Below are 15,460 nucleotides of genomic sequence, written 5' to 3'. Positions count from 1 at the left end.
CACCCTAAGCCTCCATTCATGCGCGCGGCCATTGCGTGGCCATCTTCCCTCCCGCAGAAATATTCTGTTAACCCTAACGGACGGTTAAGAAACGCCGACTCGGCTTGGGGTCGGCAGGAGAACATCGAATGCCTGTCGAACTCGTCGAGAAGAAATTGCAAGGCGCTCTGCCGGTGCATCTGGTGGCCCGGGACGGTCTGGAGGCCGCGGGCCTTGCACCATCTGTCGTCACCTGGGCCAGGGCCAACGGGTTTTCCGGCGAGGCAGGCAGGACGCTGGCCGTGCCCGGCGAAAACGGTGCGCTTGCCGGCGCACTGTTCGGTATTGGCGACGGTGAGGGCGCGCTTGCTCTCGGCGCATTGTCGAAAACCCTGCCGGAAGGCGATTGGCATTTCGCCTCGACGCCTGCCGAGCCGGAACTCGCGGCAATCGCGTTGGCGCTCGGCGGCTATGTCTTTACCCGTTACGGCAAGAAGTCAGGCAAGGCGCTGCGCTTCGAACTGCCGGCCGGTGTCGACGCGGTGCGCATTCGCCGCATCGCCGATGGCATCTTCCTGACACGCGACCTGGTCAACACGCCGACCAGCGACATGGGACCGGATGATCTGGAGAAGGCGGTGCGGACTTTGGCCGCGGCTCACAAGGCCGAAATCTCCGTCATCAAGGGCGACGATCTGCTCACGCAGAATTTCCCGATGATCCATGCCGTCGGCCGTGCCTCATCAGGCGCGCCGCGGCTGATCGACATGATCTGGGGGCAACCGGGCGCGCCGAAGGTGACGCTGGTCGGCAAGGGCGTCTGCTTCGACACCGGCGGTCTCGACATCAAGCCATCGTCCGGCATGCTGTTGATGAAGAAGGACATGGGCGGCGCGGCCAATGTGCTTGGCCTGGCCTCGATGATCATGGCTGCGGGACTAAACGTGCGGCTGCGCGTGCTGATCCCCGCGGTCGAGAATTCGATTGCCGGCAATGCCTTCAGGCCGGGTGACGTGCTGGCGAGCCGCAAGGGCATCACTGTCGAGATCGGCAACACGGACGCCGAAGGGAGGCTCGTGCTCGGCGACGCGCTGGCGCTGGCCGATGACGAAGAACCGCAGCTGCTCGTCGACATGGCGACGCTGACCGGAGCCGCCCGTGTCGCGCTTGGCCCCGATCTGCCGCCCTTCTACACCGGTGACGAGGCGCTGGCCTCGGAGCTGGCGGCGGCATCGCTGGCGGTCGAGGATCCACTGTGGCGCATGCCGCTGTGGCGGCCCTACGATGCGAAACTGTCGTCGAAGATCGCCGACATCAACAATGTCACCACGGACGGCTTCGCCGGTTCGATCACGGCGGCGCTGTTCCTCAGGCGTTTTGTCGAAAAGACGATGAGCTGGGCGCATTTCGACATTTTCGCCTGGAATCCCGCTGATCGCCCGTACGGTCCTTCCGGTGGCGAGGCGCAAGGCATTCGGGCGTTGGAGCGGATCATCTCCACGCGCTATGGCTGATGTGACGGCCGCAAGCAGAGCCGGCAAATCGCTGAAACTGAAACGGAACCGAAACAATTTGCCGTCATGCTGGCCTGATGTCGATTGCGATGCGCCCGAGCCAGGCCTTGCGACTGTGGCAGCAAGTGATGCTGTCGCAGGTGCGCGACGACGCGCCCGACCTGACCATGCGCCAGACGGCCATCCTGTTCACCATCTATCTCGATCCGCCGCCGCATACGGTGCGCGGCCTCGCTGCCCGCCTCAACGTCACCAAGCCGGTCATCACGCGCGCGCTCGACACGATGGGCGCGCTGAAACTGGTGTCGCGCCATCGCGACGAGCTCGACAAGCGCAACGTGCTGATCAAGCGCACGGTCGAGGGCGCGCTCTTTGTCGAGCGCTTCGGCGATGGTATCATCGCCAGGGCGCACGAACTGCCCATCTGACCAATTAGCCATTAGACCGAGTTAGTGATTTGACCGCCAGGGATGCCCGCCTTCACGCCTTTCGTTCCGACCTTGCCGATGCAAGGCTGAAGGGCGAGGTTACCGCCGACCGGTTTGTCAGCGGCCGTTCGGCGCGGATCGCTGCGTCGGTCGCCGATGTCCGCAAGGCACCGCGGCCTGATGCCGGCGTCAACACGCAGCTCCTGTTCGGCGATGATGTCCTCGTTTTCGAGGTCACCGAAGGCTGGGCCTGGATCCAGGCCGAACGCGACGGCTATGTCGGCTATGTCGCCGACACCATACTGGGCGGGCGGGACCATGCGCCCACCCATATCGTCTCCGTCGCGCGCACCTTCCTCTATCCCGCTCCCGACCTGCGCTTTCCAGTCGCGGGGCAACTGTCGATGGGATCGGCCGTGACGGTGACGGGCGCCGCCGAGACACGCGGCACGCACTATGCCGTCCTGCCGTCAGGCGAAGCGATCATCGCTGGTCACCTCAGGCCAATCGGCGAAGTTGCCGCTGACTATGTCGCGGTTGCCGAGACATTTCTTGGCACACCTTATCTGTGGGGTGGCGCTTCCGGCTTCGGCATCGATTGCTCGGGTCTGGTGCAACTGGCGATGCGCATGGCCGGCAGGGACGTGCTGCGCGATTCCGACATGCAGGCGGCGACGCTCGGCGAGCCGCTTGAGCCTGGCCCGGACTATGCCGGATTGCGCCGGGGCGACCTTGTGTTCTGGAAGGGCCATGTCGCGGTCATGACCGACGCCGAGACCATGATCCACGCCAATGGCCACACGATGCTGGTCTCGCGCGAAGGGCTGAAGGAAGCGGTGGCTCGCATCGGCTATCTCTATGGCGGGCCGACGGGGTTTCGGCGGCCGTGATCTTCTTCCACCTCCCCGTTTCACGGGGAGGTGAGGAGTGGTCCGCGCAGCGGGCGAAAAGCCAATTGCTTGGCTTTTCGAACGACGAACGCCCGAAGGGCGGATGAGGGACAGCGCGAACCTGCGAGTGATCGCGCCAACACCCAATTTGTGATCGTCAGCGCTGCCCCTCACCTGCCTGCCGGCATCCTCTCCCCGTAAACGGGGCGAGGAACGCTGCGATCCCCTTTTGTTCCGATTTTCCTTGGCGATTGCCCGTAGCCGCGCTACCTCTGGCGCGTGACAGTTGAGCCGCGCCTTGCCGAGCAGAATGCCGCCATTGCATTGCCCGAGCCATTCCTCAGATGGTTTGGCGAGAAAGGCTGGTCGCCGCGCGCCCATCAGATCGAATTGTTGGCGAAGGCACAAAGCGGCCAATCGGTGCTGCTGATTGCGCCAACCGGGGCCGGCAAGACGCTGGCCGGCTTCCTGCCTTCGCTGACCGAACTGGCGGTCAGGCCGAGGCGAAAGCCAGGGCAGGTGCATCGCGGCATCCATACGCTCTATATCTCGCCGCTCAAGGCATTGGCCGTCGACATCGAGCGCAATCTCGCCAAGCCGGTGGAAGAGATCGGTCTGCCCGTGACCATCGAGACGCGCACGGGCGACACCCCCGCCCACAAACGCCAACGGCAGAAATTGGTACCGCCCGATATCCTGCTCACCACGCCCGAGCAACTTGCGCTGCTGATCGCGGCTGGCGATGCCAGGCGCTTCTTCGAAGACCTGCGCTATGTCGTGCTCGACGAATTGCATTCGCTGGTGACGTCGAAACGCGGCCACCTGCTGGCGCTCGGGCTGGCGCGGCTGCGCAGTTTTGTCCCCGACCTGCAGACAATCGGCCTGTCGGCGACGGTGGCCGAACCGGACGAATTGCGGCGCTGGCTGGTCAGCCAGAATCCGCCCAAAGGCGCAACAAGCCCTGATATGTCCGAGCTGATCGTCGTCACAGGAGGCGCGAAACCCGAAATCTCCATCCTCGATTCCGAAGAGCGCGTGCCGTGGGCGGGCCATTCGGCGCGCTACGCCACGCCGGAGATCTATCGCGAGATCAAGCGCCACAAGACGACCCTGCTGTTCGTCAACACCCGCAGCCAGGCGGAGCTGTTGTTCCAGGAATTGTGGCGAGTCAACGAGGACACCTTGCCGATCGCGCTGCATCATGGCTCGCTCGATGTCGGTCAGCGCCGCCGAGTCGAGAAGGCGATGGGTGAGAATGCACTGCGTGCCATCGTCGCGACATCGACGCTCGATCTCGGCATAGACTGGGGCGATGTCGACCTCGTCGTGCATGTCGGCGCGCCGAAGGGCGCCAGCCGGCTGGCGCAGCGCATCGGCCGCGCCAATCACCGCATGGACGAGCCGTCCAAGGCGATCCTCATCCCGGCCAACCGGTTCGAAGTGCTGGAATGCCGGGCCGCGCTCGACGCCAACTATCTCGGTGCGCAGGATACGCCGCCGCTGGTCAATGGCGGCCTCGATGTGCTGGCGCAACATGTGCTCGGCTGTGCCTGCGGAGCACCATTCCGCGCCGATGATCTGTTCGAGGAGGTGCGAACGGCGGCACCCTATGCCAGCCTCGATCGGCCGACCTTCGACCGCGTCATCGATTTCGTCGCCACCGGCGGCTACGCGCTGAAGAACTACGAGCGCTACGCCCGCATCCGCTTGAACAAGGACGGGTTGTGGCGCGTCTCCAATCCGCGCGTTGCCCAGCAATACAGACTGAATGTCGGCACCATCATCGAAGTGCCGGCGCTCAACGTCCGTTACGTCAAAGCCGGCAGCAAAGGCTCGGCCACGCGCGGCGGCGCCGTTCTCGGCAAAATCGAGGAGGCCTTCCTCGAAACGCTGACGCATGGCGACACCTTCATGTTTGCCGGCAAGGTGCTGCGCTTCGAAGGCATTCGCGAGAATGAATGCTTCGTGTCGAATGCCCCCGGCAGCGATGCCAAGGTGCCTTACTATGGCGGCGGCAAGTTCCCGCTTTCGACCTACCTTGCCGAGCAGGTCCGCATCATGCTGGACGACCCACAGCGCTGGAAGAAGCTGCCGGAGCAAGTGGCCGACTGGCTGCGATTCCAAGCCGACAAATCGGTATTGCCCAAGCGCGATGATCTGCTGATCGAGACCTTTCCACGCGGCAACCGCTATTATCTGGTCGCCTATCCCTTCGAAGGCAGGCTGGCGCACCAGACGCTGGGCATGCTGCTCACCCGCCGTCTCGACAGGGCGGGCGCCAGGCCGCTCGGCTTCGTCGCCACCGACTATGCGCTGGCCATATGGTCGTTGGGCGACATGGGTGCGATGTTCAAGGCCCGGAAGCCGTCGCTCGGCGCGCTGTTCGACGAGGACATGCTGGGCGACGACCTCGAAGCCTGGCTGGCCGACAGCTGGCTTCTCAAGCGGACCTTCCGCAATTGTGCGCTAATTTCGGGACTGATCGAGAAGCGTCATCCGGGCCAGGAGAAGAGCGGTCGCCAGGTCACCGTGTCGACCGACCTTATCTACGACGTGCTGCGCAGCCATGAGCCGGACCATATTCTGCTGCAGGCGACGCGTGCCGATGCGGCGGCCGGTCTGCTTGATGTCAGCAGACTTGCCGACATGCTCTCGCGCATCCAAGGTCGAATCATGCATAAGAATCTCGAACAGATCTCGCCGCTTGCCGTGCCGATCATGCTCGAGATCGGCAAGATGCCGGTGAACGGCGAAGCCGATGAAACACTGCTGATGGATGCGGCGACACTGGTCGAGGAGGCCATGGGGCCGGGAATGGTTGAGGAATGAATTTTTCGCTGGCGCGCACATCGCTGATTGGCGAGGCCGACCTTGTCGGCATCGCCGGCGAACGTGCGGTCTGCGATCCGCGCGGCGTGCTCTATTTTCCGGAGCTCAGGCTTCTGGCCGTGTCCGACCTGCATCTGGAAAAAGGCTCGTCGCTGGCAAGGCGCGGCACGCTGATCCCGCCCTACGACACCGGCGCGACCTTGCTGCGGCTGCAGGCGGTGATCGCGGACTATCAGCCATCGATCGTCATCAGCCTCGGCGACAGCTTCCACGACGGCGGCGGCGCCGAGCGCATGCATGCGAGTTTTCGCGAGCGGCTGGAAGCGCTGATGGCAGGCCGCGACTGGTTCTGGGTCGCCGGCAATCATGATCCGGAAGCGCCGGCCGATCTGCCCGGCGAAACCGTGCGGGAGCTCGCCATTGGTTCGCTGCTGTTCCGGCACGAGCCATCCAGGATGCGCATCGAGGGCGAGATATCAGGCCATCTCCATCCCTGCGCCCGCATCGTGCAGCGCGGCCGTTCTGTGCGGCGGCGGTGCTTCGCGGGCGATGGCGGCCGCATGATCATGCCGGCCTTCGGCGCCTATACCGGTTCGCTCAACGTCCTCGACCGCGCCTATGCCGGGCTGTTCCGCCTGGAATCGCTGATGGCCTATATGCTTGGCGCAGACCGCATCTTCGCCATCTCCCGCTCGATGCTGCGGCCCGGCTAGAGCAGCCCTATCTGCCGTAATACAGGGTAACCGTGTGCTTCGCCTCGGCGAAGAAAAGCCAGCGCTCGACAAGCATCCCGGCGAACTGGACGATCGCGGCGAGCACCGACGGCACCGCCGCAAAGGGCCAGGGCAAGGCAAAGGTGGCGGCGAGAAGCAGGACGGGCAGGGCGAAGGCCAGAGCCTGCGTGATCCGGCGCAGGCGCGCACTGTGCTTGCGTGCGATGCGAAGGCCCATTTCCTTGAGCAGATAGTTTTCCTCGGTGTGCGGCCATTCCAGCGACCGGACGGTGCCGCCGGCCAGCCCTGTCGCGGTGTTGGCGGTCGTTGGGATTTCCAAGTGGTCGTTGTAGCGCCACGTCGCCAGTTTCCAGCCCCAGCCGAGCAAGGTCAGCAGCACGCAAACCACCAGCAGCATATTGGAGTCGAGTGCAAAACCCTGCAGCAGCGCGTTCAACAGCACGCTACCGGTCATCGCCGAGAAGATGAGGTAGCCGGGCAAGGTGAAGCGGCTGTGCCACTGGGCGATTGGCCTCAGTGACGCGTAGATCATGCCGGTGGTGCAGACAGTGATGATCGCGCCGATGGCGGCCAGCAATCCCGTAATGGCCACCCAGCCGTCTGTGCGGCCGAAAACACCCAGCCGATGCCGAACAGTCCCGCCGGGATGAAGGTAGCGACAGAAGCAACGCCTTCACGCGACAGCCACGAGCTGCGCCACTGCGAGAAAGCCCGCCATGCGCGTTCCGGTCTGCCGAGATGGCCGGTTGAAGACAACAGGCCTGCCGCGATCAGGCCGAGCGCCAGCCCCAGGCCGATGAGGCCAAGCCAGAAATCGGGCGGAATGATCTGGAACCCGCCGAGCACGCCAAGCAGCGCCAGCAGCCCATAACCGGCACCGGTGGCGGTGGTGAAGAAGACGACGGAGAAGGCGGGATGCATGGGCTAGTTCGAAAGCATGCGGTCGACCCAGCCGAGGAAGCCGCCTTCGGCCCGCACCGGCTCCAGCGCCTTGGCCGGCACCGATGCGGCGCGTTGGGTGTGGGCGCGCGGCGGCAGATATTTGTTGGTCGGGTGGTAGCCGAGTTCCGGCATCAGGTCGACGCCGCCGCGTTCCGCCACCAGTTGCGAGACAGCCGACTGGGGGTCGCCGAGATCACCGAAATGCCGCGCGCTGGTCGGGCAAGCGGCCACGCAGGCCGGCACGCGGTCTTCTTCTGCCAGATTGTCATTGTAAATGCGGTCGACGCACAGCGTGCATTTCTTCATCACACCGACATCACTGTCGAATTCGCGCGCCCCATAGGGGCAGGCCCAACTGCACAATTTGCAGCCGATGCATTTGTCCTCGTCGATCAGCACGATGCCGTCCGAGGCCCGCTTGTAGGAGGCCCCCGTCGGACAAACGGTGACGCAGGCCGGCGTCTCGCAATGCAGGCAAGAGCGCGGGAAGTTGACGGTGCGCCCGCCCATCTCGGTGGTGTGCTCATAGCTGTGCACGCGGTTGAACCAGACGCCGTCGACGTTGCCGCCATAGGGGTCGATGTCGGTCAGCGGCGCCATGTGGCCGCCGGTGTTCCATTCCTTGCAAGCGGTGACGCAGGCCTGGCAGCCGACGCAGGTGTCGAGATCGATGACCAGGCCGAGTTTTTTGCCGGTTTGACTTGGCAGGCAGGTCATTCGGCCGCCTCTCTTGCTCGCCGAAACTCGGCACCGAAACGGAGCGTGTCGGGCGATGGTTCGAAATGCGGCGGCTGGTGGAAACGCTCGAATTGCGGCTCGGTAAAACCAGCTTCCTCATCAGCGCATTTGACGATGCGCACGCGTAGGTCGAACCATGCCGCCTGGCCGGTCACCGGATCGGAATTCGAATAGCGTTTGCCCCGCGCGTCGGCCGAGGTCTGGTCGCCGATGATGTGGTTGAGCAGGAAGCCGCGATTGCTCTCGGCGGCATCGTCCTTCAGGCCCCAGCTGCCGCGCCGCTTGCCGATCGCGTTCCAGGTCCAGACCGTGCTTTCGTTCACCCCGTCGATCAGCTTGATCTGCCCCTTCACTCTGCCATTGATGCTTTCGATCCAGACCCAGTCGTCGTCTACCAGACCGAGGCCGGCGCCGGTCCGGTGATGCACGAACAGCCGGTTCTGGCTGGTGATCTGCCGCAGCCACGCATTCTGCGAACCCCAGGAATGGTACATGTGCATCGGTCGCTGTGTCAGCGCATGCAGCGGATATTTTTCGAGGTCGACCACCGCTTCCTCGAACGGCACGTACCAGAACGGCAGCGGGTCCATATAGGTCTCGATGCGCTGGCGTTCGCTCTCGGGCGGCACGATCCGGCCATGACCACGCGCAGCCAGCCGAAAGCGCTGCAATGGCTCGGAATAAAGCTGGAAGACGATCGGTTCCGCCTTGGGGATGAAGCCCATGCTCTCGGCGAAGTCGAGATAGGAGCGGTTGGCCATCTTGTAGTAGCGCTGGTCTTCCGCAAAATCGTGATGCCAGAAGCCGCCATTGTCGATGTAGCGCTGCAACTGGTTTGGGTTGGGTTCGCCCTTGCCGACCGCCGTCCCATCCTTGCCGCGCCAACCGGCCAGCGGGCCGATGCCCGGCGTGCGCTCATGATTGACGATGTAGTCGGCATAGTCGCTGTATTTGGCCGAACCGTCCTCATCGACGAAGCCGGGCAGGCCAAGCCGCGCGCCGAGTTCGATCAGCACCGACTGGAACGGCCTGACGTCGCGGTCCGGCTCGACGACGGGATGGCGGATGGCGTCGCCCGGCCCGTCGGCGTGGCTGATCGGCCGGTCGAGCAGGCTGATGCAGTCGTGACGCTCGAGATAAGTCGTGTCCGGCAGCACGAGATCGGCGAACGGCACGGTCTCGGAATAATAGGCGTCGGAATAGATGATGAAGGGGATCTTGTAATTGCCCGCCTCGTCATGGTCGGTCAGCATCGCGATGGTCTCGACGGTGTTCATCGAGGAATTCCACGCCATGTTCGACATGTACATCATCAGCGTGTCGATCTTATAGGGATCGCCGGCCCAGGCATTGCGGATGACGGTGTGCATCAGGCCATGGGCGGCCAGCGGCGCGTCCCAGGAATAGGCCTTGTCGATGCGGGTCGGCGTTCCGGCTTCATTGACCAGCAAATCGTCCGGCCCGCAGACGAAGCCGAGCGGCATGCCGTCCAGCGGCGTCATCGGCTTAACGGTCTTGCCACTGGGTTTCGGGCCCGGCGGCGCGGACCTGGGATAGGGCGGCTTGAAGCGGAAGCCGCCGGGAACATCCACCGTGCCCAGAAGCACTTGCAGCAGATGGATGGCGCGGCAGGTGTGAAAGCCGTTCGAATGGGCTGAGATGCCGCGCATGGCGTGCATCGAAACCGGCCGGCCCTTGATCGTCTCGTGCCGGCGCCCGGCCCAGTCGGTCCAGGCGATAGGCAGCTCGATCGTCTGTTCGAAGGCGACATGGGCAAGTTCAGCGGCGATCCGGCGGATCGTATCGGCGGCAATGCCGCAGCGCTCGGCGACCGCATCCGGCGCGTAGCTGTCATCGAGGTAGCGGTCGGCGATCAGCTGGAACACCGGCGTGCAACGGCGCTTGCCGACTTCAAAGCTGCCGGTCAGGGCCGGCTTTGCGTCCGGATCGGCTGCGTTGACGGAGGTTTTTGCCACCCTGTCCCAGGCCAGCGGATTGCCGTCGGCGTCGCGCACGAGCAGCCCATCGTCGGACGCGCCGGGCTCCTGCACGACGAGGACATGGGCGTTGGTGTAGCGGAGCAAATAATCGAGATCGACGCGCCCGGCCTTCAGCAGTTCGTGGATGAGCGCGAAGACGAACAGGCCGTCGGTGCCGGGCCGGATGCCGATCCAGTCGTCGGCAATGGCGTTGTAGCCGGTGCGGCACGGATTGATCGACACCACCTTGGCGCTGCGCGCCTTGAGCTTGCCCAGCCCAATCTTGATCGGGTTGGAATCGTGGTCCTCGGCAACGCCGAACAGCATGAAATATCTTGTGTTGTCCCAGTCGGGCTCGCCGAACTCCCAGAACGAACCGCCGATCGAGTAGAGCCCGCCCGCCGCCATGTTGACCGAACAGAAGCCGCCATGGGCGGCGAAATTCGGCGTGCCGAACTGGCTCGCCCACCAGCCGGTGAGAGACTGCGACTGGTCGCGCCCGGTGAAGAAGGCGAGTTTCTTGGGATCGGTCCGGCGGATGGCCGAAAGCCGTTCGGTGGCGATCGCAAACGCTTCTTCCCACTCGATCTCGCGGAATTCGCCAGAGCCGCGCGGGCCGCTGCGCAGCAATGGCTTCTTCAGCCGGGCCGGGCTGTAGTGGTGCATGATGCCGGAACTGCCCTTGCCGCAGATTACGCCGCGATTGACCGGATGGTCCTTGTTGCCGTTGATGTAGCGGACCTTGCCGTCCTTGATGTGCACGTCGATGCCGCAGCGGCAGGCGCACATGTAGCAGGTCGTCTTGGCGATGCTGTCGGAAACATCAGGCGAGGTGTCGACGCCGTCGCCTTCATCAGGTGCGCGCGTGTCGGCAAGCGGGCGTTGCGATGGTGCCGAATTTGCGCCGCGGCGCGGTCCGTGAATCATGGGCTGGTTGTGCCCGCGCGGCCGGCGGACTTGGCCCGGGTCTTCGGCCCGGGGCCGCGCATGTAATGCTCTTCAGGGTGATAGCGATCGCCGGCCAGCCGCCGTCTTATGCCACGGGCCCAATGGGCAAGCAGGGATCTGAACCGCCCGATCATTTTATGCGCTGCGACCTGAAGGCCAATTTTTTCTAACTTCAGCTAAAAAAGTAGAATAAAGCTATCGATCCGTCTAATCAGTTGTTCTTGTAAATTCGATCGATATTGGTTCTTAATGCTGATATGACCCTGGATCAGTTGCGCATTTTCGTCGCCGTCGCCGAACGCGGCCACATGACCAAGGCGGCGGAGCTTCTGGGCATTTCCCAGTCGGCGGCATCGGCCGCCATCCGCGCGCTTGAAGAGCAGCACGGCGTCCATTTGTTCAACCGCGTCGGCCGCAACATCGAGCTTGCCCAGACCGGCCACCGGTTCCTGCCGGAGGCTAAGGCTGTGCTCGAGCGAGCCGCCGCCGCCCGCAACGTGCTGGAACACGTCTCCCAGACGGTCGCCGGCAGCCTGTCGATCGCCGCCAGCCTGACCATCGCCAGCTACTGGCTGCCGCGCCGGCTGGCGTCCTTCCATGAGGCCTACCCTGCGGTGAGGTTGAGCGTCAGCATCGGCAACACAAGGCAGGTCGAGGCCAGCGTGCTGGATGGAACCGCCGATCTCGGCCTGGTCGAGGGGCGCACCGAGTCCGACATATTGCGCCGCGCCAAGGTCGATACCGACCGGTTGCTGCTGGTCGTCGCCAGTTCCCATCCCGAGATCACCGAAACCGCCCCGGGCCGGCCCGATATCAAGGGCCTGCGCTGGATCATCCGCGAAGGCGGTTCGGGCACGCGCGAGGTGCTGGAGGATCTGGCTCGACGTGAGGGGATTTCGCTTGCCGACCTGCAGGTGTTCCTGGTGCTGCCGAGCAACGAGGCGGTTCGCCAGGCGGTCGAGGCAGGCGCCGGCGCCACCATCATTTCGGAACTCGTCGTCGGACGCGCCGTGGCCGAAGGCAGCCTGCGGTCCGTGCCGATCGAACTGCCGAAGCGCGACTTCGCCATGATCGCACACCGCGACCGGCAAGCAAGCCTGGCCCAGATGGCGCTCAAGGCGCATCTGGGTACCGAATCCGCTGGGAGCGGCTCAGCGTAGTTAGGCGAACTTCCGCTGGGCATCCAGCGCCAGGCCAAGCCCGACCGAGCCGAACATGTCGCCGTCGATGACGGAAGCCTGCGGCACCAGCGACAGGATTTTTTCTCTCGCCAGCGGAATCGCGGTCGACCCGCCGGTCAGAAACACCGCGGTGATGTCGGACGGCTTGACCTCTGCGTCGCGGATGGTCTGCCCGACCGTTTGGGTGACCCGTTCGATGTCCCTGGCGATGGTGGCGTCCAACCCGTCGCGCGTGATCCCGGCGGCGAACGCGGCGCCAGGCAGCTTCACCGCAACCTCGGCCGATGAATTGTCGGTCAGCTCGATCTTGGCCTTTTCGACCAATGCCGCCAGCGCGTGCCCATAGCGGTGCTCGACGATGTGGATGAAGCGGTCGACCAGATCGGCGCGCGCGGCCTCGTAGCGGATCTGGCGCAGATGCGTCATCGCCTTGGCGGTGTAGACGAGGTTGATCCGCTGCCATGTCGCCAGATCGATGAAGTAGCTGGCCGGCAGATTGCGCTTGCCGTCCTTGGTCGGGGTCAGATAGCCGAGCTGCGGCATGACATGGGCAATGCTGAGCAGCCGATCGAAATCGGTGCCGCCGATATGGACACCCCGGCTGGCCAGAATGTCGTCCTTGCGGTCCGGGGATCGGGCACGCTCCGGCGAGACGCGCACCACCGAAAAGTCAGACGTGCCGCCGCCCATGTCGATGATCAGCGCCAGCTCCTCGCGCGTCACCCTCTGCTCGTAGTCGAGTGCCGCGGCGATCGGCTCGAACTGGAAGGCGATGTGCTTGAAGCCCTGGGCGTGTGCTGCTTTTTCCAGGTCGCTCTCTGCGTTCGCGTCGGCTTGCGCATCGTCATCGACGAACTGCACCGGGCGGCCAAGCACCACGGTCTCGACCAGATCGCCGCCATCCTCCTCCAGCCTTTTCCTGAGATGCCCAAGGAACAGGCCGATGATCTCCATGAAGCCGATCGAACGCGCCTTGATGCGCGTCTTTTCATGCGCCAGCGAACTGCCGAGCACACTCTTCAGCGAACGCATCAGCCGGCCTTCCACGCTGTCGGTGTAATTGGCGATGGCCTGGCGGCCAAAACAGATGCGGCCGTCCTCAAAGTTGAAGAATACCGCACTGGGCAGCGTGACCTGGCCGTCTTCAAGCGCGACGAGGTGGGGTTGCCCGTTGCGGACCACGCCGACCGTGGAGTTCGAAGTGCCGAAGTCGATACCGGCGAATGCTGGTCGCAAAGCAGCCTCCTCATTGGCGCCAGGCAGCGGATCGGCGCTCGCGGAAGAAGCGTGCGCTGCGGTTTCGGGCGACCGGACCGCTCTGCCGAATTGAATTGTGCGTGCTTGCCCGTTGGGCGGGGAGGTGCGGTCTATAGCATGACGTGGAAAAGGGAAACCCCTTGTGGGCGCCTCAGTCCTTGCGGAAGATCAGCCTGCCGAGCCAGCCCGTCAGCATGGCCAGCGATATGGCGAAGACGCCATAGAGGAAGGAGTAATTGTGGGCGACCCGGAAGATCGACTGTTCGAAACCGGATTTGCGGATTTCGAGCTGCGCCGAACTCTCCTTGATGAACAGGCCGCTCTTGAACAGGAACGCGCGGGCTTTATGGGTTCCAACGGGCACATTCGGCGCCAGCCTGACAGTGGCGCGGAACAGGTTCTGTGACAGGAACTGCACGCCGCCGACATTCTCGCTGTAGAGGCCGGTGGCGGCCTTGCGTTCGCGCAAGGCGGTGGTGAACTCCTCGATCGTCGCCGGGCTGTCGCCGGCGTCAGCCGGCTGCATGTAGAGGTTGGAGGCGCCGAGCGACAGCTGCTTGTAGCTGTTCGGTTCGGTGATGTCCTGCAGCGGCCGCGTCGTCGCCACCGAATAGGACATCGGCACGTTTTCGAAGGTTTCGGAGTCCAGATTGACCCACACGCCGAGCACCCGGTCCTTGCGTCGCACCACCACCGGTCGTGGCGGGCCTTCGAGCACGACGATGACATCGTAACGGTTTTGGCGGGCAACCAGCGGGTCGGGATTTTCCAGCGAGCCGAAAATCGTCAGGTCGGCGCCGGAAAAGCCGGCGGTGATCGACACATTGTCGGTGGAGAGCCCGATCTGGATGCCTTCCGGCAGCGGCGACTGCGCCTTTGCCGGCACGATGGTCGCAAGCAGTAACAGGAAAATGGCGGTTGCGAACGCTTTGCGGCCCGTCATCAGTTGAGGCCTAAGGCGGACAGCGAATAGAGATTGGGCGGGGTGACGAAAAGATCGATGGCAAGCCTGATCGCTACAGCCAGCACCAGCAAGGCCAGCAATGCCCTGAGCTGCTCGCCGCGCAGCCTCTGGCCGGCCTTGGCGCCGTACTGCGCGCCGGCGACGCCGCCCGCCATCAATATGAAGGCCAGCACGACATCGACCGTCTGGTTGGTGGTGGCGTGGACCAGTGTGGTGTAGGCGGACGTGAAGATGATCTGGAACAGCGAGGTGCCGATAACGACATTGGTCGGCACCTTGAGCAGATAGATCAGCGCCGGCACCATGATGAAGCCGCCGCCGACGCCCATGATCGACGACAGGAAGCCGATGCCGGCGCCAAGGCCAAGCACCGGGATGACGCTGACGAACAGTTTTGACGCCCTGAAGCGCATCTTCAGCGGCAAGCGATGGATCCAGTTGTGCTGGCCGGATTTCTTCAGCACCGGCGCCGCGCCGCTGCGCGTGGCACGCAGCGCATTGATGCTTTCGACCAGCATCAGCCCGCCGACCGTGCCGAGCAGCACCACATAAAGCAGCGAGATGAACAGATCGAGCTGGCCAAGCCTGCGCAGGAAGGCAAAGACGTAGATGCCGCCGGTCGAGCCGATGATGCCGCCGGCCAGAAGCACACCGCCGAGCTTGAAGTCGAGCGTGCCACGCTTCATGTGCGAAAGGACGCCGGAGACGGAAGAGGCGATGACCTGATTGGCGCCGGTGGCGACCGCGATCGCCGGGGGGATGTTGTAGAAGATCAGGAGCGGCGTGATGAGGAAGCCGCCGCCAACGCCGAACATGCCCGACAGGAAGCCCACCGCCGCACCCATGGCCAGCAGCACGAAGACGTTGACGGAAATTTCCGCAATCGGGAGATAGATGCCCACCCGTCAGTCTCGATCAGTTTGCCTGTCGGCGAATACAGCCTTTGTCGGCAGTCTCGCACCGAAAAGCCAATTTTTTCTTGCGCAGGAGGCGCAGCGCGGTCAAACCGCGCCGCGCCGCCGAAACAAAAAATATCTCAATCAGTTAACAGGCAAATGTGTGGCAGGAGCGTCGTGG

Annotated in this window: 11 protein-coding genes and 1 pseudogene; 6 read left to right on the top strand and 6 right to left on the bottom strand. The window is 64.0% G+C overall.

The window, feature by feature from the left end:
• Positions 1–128: 128 nt before the first annotated feature.
• The 5 genes from AC0V7N_RS35520 (at position 129) to pdeM (ending at position 6,353) form a co-directional block, all read left to right on the top strand.
• Complete coding sequence (locus tag AC0V7N_RS35520; RefSeq protein WP_475453590.1) at positions 129–1,493, top strand: leucyl aminopeptidase family protein; 1,365 nt, start codon at positions 129–131, stop codon at positions 1,491–1,493.
• A gap of 77 nt (positions 1,494–1,570) precedes the next feature.
• Positions 1,571–1,921, top strand: a complete 351-nt coding sequence (locus AC0V7N_RS35515; RefSeq protein WP_010913361.1) for a MarR family winged helix-turn-helix transcriptional regulator — start codon at positions 1,571–1,573, stop codon at positions 1,919–1,921.
• A gap of 29 nt (positions 1,922–1,950) precedes the next feature.
• Positions 1,951–2,811, top strand: a complete 861-nt coding sequence (locus AC0V7N_RS35510; protein ID WP_475453588.1) for a C40 family peptidase — start codon at positions 1,951–1,953, stop codon at positions 2,809–2,811.
• Positions 2,812–3,090: 279 nt separating this feature from the next.
• Complete coding sequence (locus AC0V7N_RS35505; protein ID WP_475453586.1) at positions 3,091–5,640, top strand: ligase-associated DNA damage response DEXH box helicase; 2,550 nt, start codon at positions 3,091–3,093, stop codon at positions 5,638–5,640.
• Positions 5,637–6,353, top strand: a complete 717-nt coding sequence (pdeM, locus tag AC0V7N_RS35500) for a ligase-associated DNA damage response endonuclease PdeM (protein WP_475453584.1) — start codon at positions 5,637–5,639, stop codon at positions 6,351–6,353. The genes AC0V7N_RS35505 and pdeM overlap by 4 nt, the downstream gene beginning before the upstream one ends.
• A gap of 7 nt (positions 6,354–6,360) precedes the next feature.
• Here pdeM and AC0V7N_RS35495 read toward each other — a convergent pair.
• From AC0V7N_RS35495 to AC0V7N_RS35485, 3 genes and pseudogenes are all read right to left on the bottom strand, one after another.
• Positions 6,361–7,295: pseudogene (locus AC0V7N_RS35495) on the bottom strand (dimethyl sulfoxide reductase anchor subunit family protein).
• Positions 7,296–7,298: 3 nt separating this feature from the next.
• A complete protein-coding gene (locus AC0V7N_RS35490; protein ID WP_475453580.1) occupies positions 7,299–8,033 on the bottom strand; it encodes a 4Fe-4S dicluster domain-containing protein in 735 nt (244 codons plus the stop codon).
• Positions 8,030–10,960: a molybdopterin oxidoreductase family protein gene (locus AC0V7N_RS35485; RefSeq protein WP_475453579.1), complete on the bottom strand. Its 2,931-nt coding sequence runs from the start codon at positions 10,958–10,960 to the stop codon at positions 8,030–8,032. Before AC0V7N_RS35485 ends, AC0V7N_RS35490 begins: the two co-directional genes overlap by 4 nt.
• Before the next feature lie 278 nt (positions 10,961–11,238).
• Here AC0V7N_RS35485 and AC0V7N_RS35480 point away from each other — a divergent pair, with 278 nt between their 5' ends.
• Positions 11,239–12,141, top strand: coding sequence for a LysR substrate-binding domain-containing protein (locus AC0V7N_RS35480; RefSeq protein WP_475453577.1), 903 nt, complete (start codon positions 11,239–11,241; stop codon positions 12,139–12,141).
• Here the strand turns inward: AC0V7N_RS35480 and AC0V7N_RS35475 are convergent, their stop codons facing one another.
• The 3 genes from AC0V7N_RS35475 to AC0V7N_RS35465 all read right to left on the bottom strand — a co-directional run bounded on the left by AC0V7N_RS35475 (position 12,142) and on the right by AC0V7N_RS35465 (position 15,285).
• Entirely contained in the window at positions 12,142–13,398 is a 1,257-nt protein-coding gene (locus AC0V7N_RS35475) for an Hsp70 family protein (RefSeq protein ID WP_475453575.1), read from the bottom strand.
• Between the two features lie 172 nt (positions 13,399–13,570).
• Entirely contained in the window at positions 13,571–14,362 is a 792-nt protein-coding gene (locus AC0V7N_RS35470; RefSeq protein WP_475453573.1) for a TIGR02186 family protein, read from the bottom strand.
• Entirely contained in the window at positions 14,362–15,285 is a 924-nt protein-coding gene (locus AC0V7N_RS35465; RefSeq protein WP_027060984.1) for a sulfite exporter TauE/SafE family protein, read from the bottom strand. The genes AC0V7N_RS35470 and AC0V7N_RS35465 overlap by 1 nt, the downstream gene beginning before the upstream one ends.
• Positions 15,286–15,460: the final 175 nt, after the last annotated feature.

It is taken from the genome of Mesorhizobium kamtschaticum, from assembly GCF_056174585.1.
Note: the sequence above shows the minus strand (reverse complement) of the source record. Positions and strands in the feature narration are given on the sequence as shown.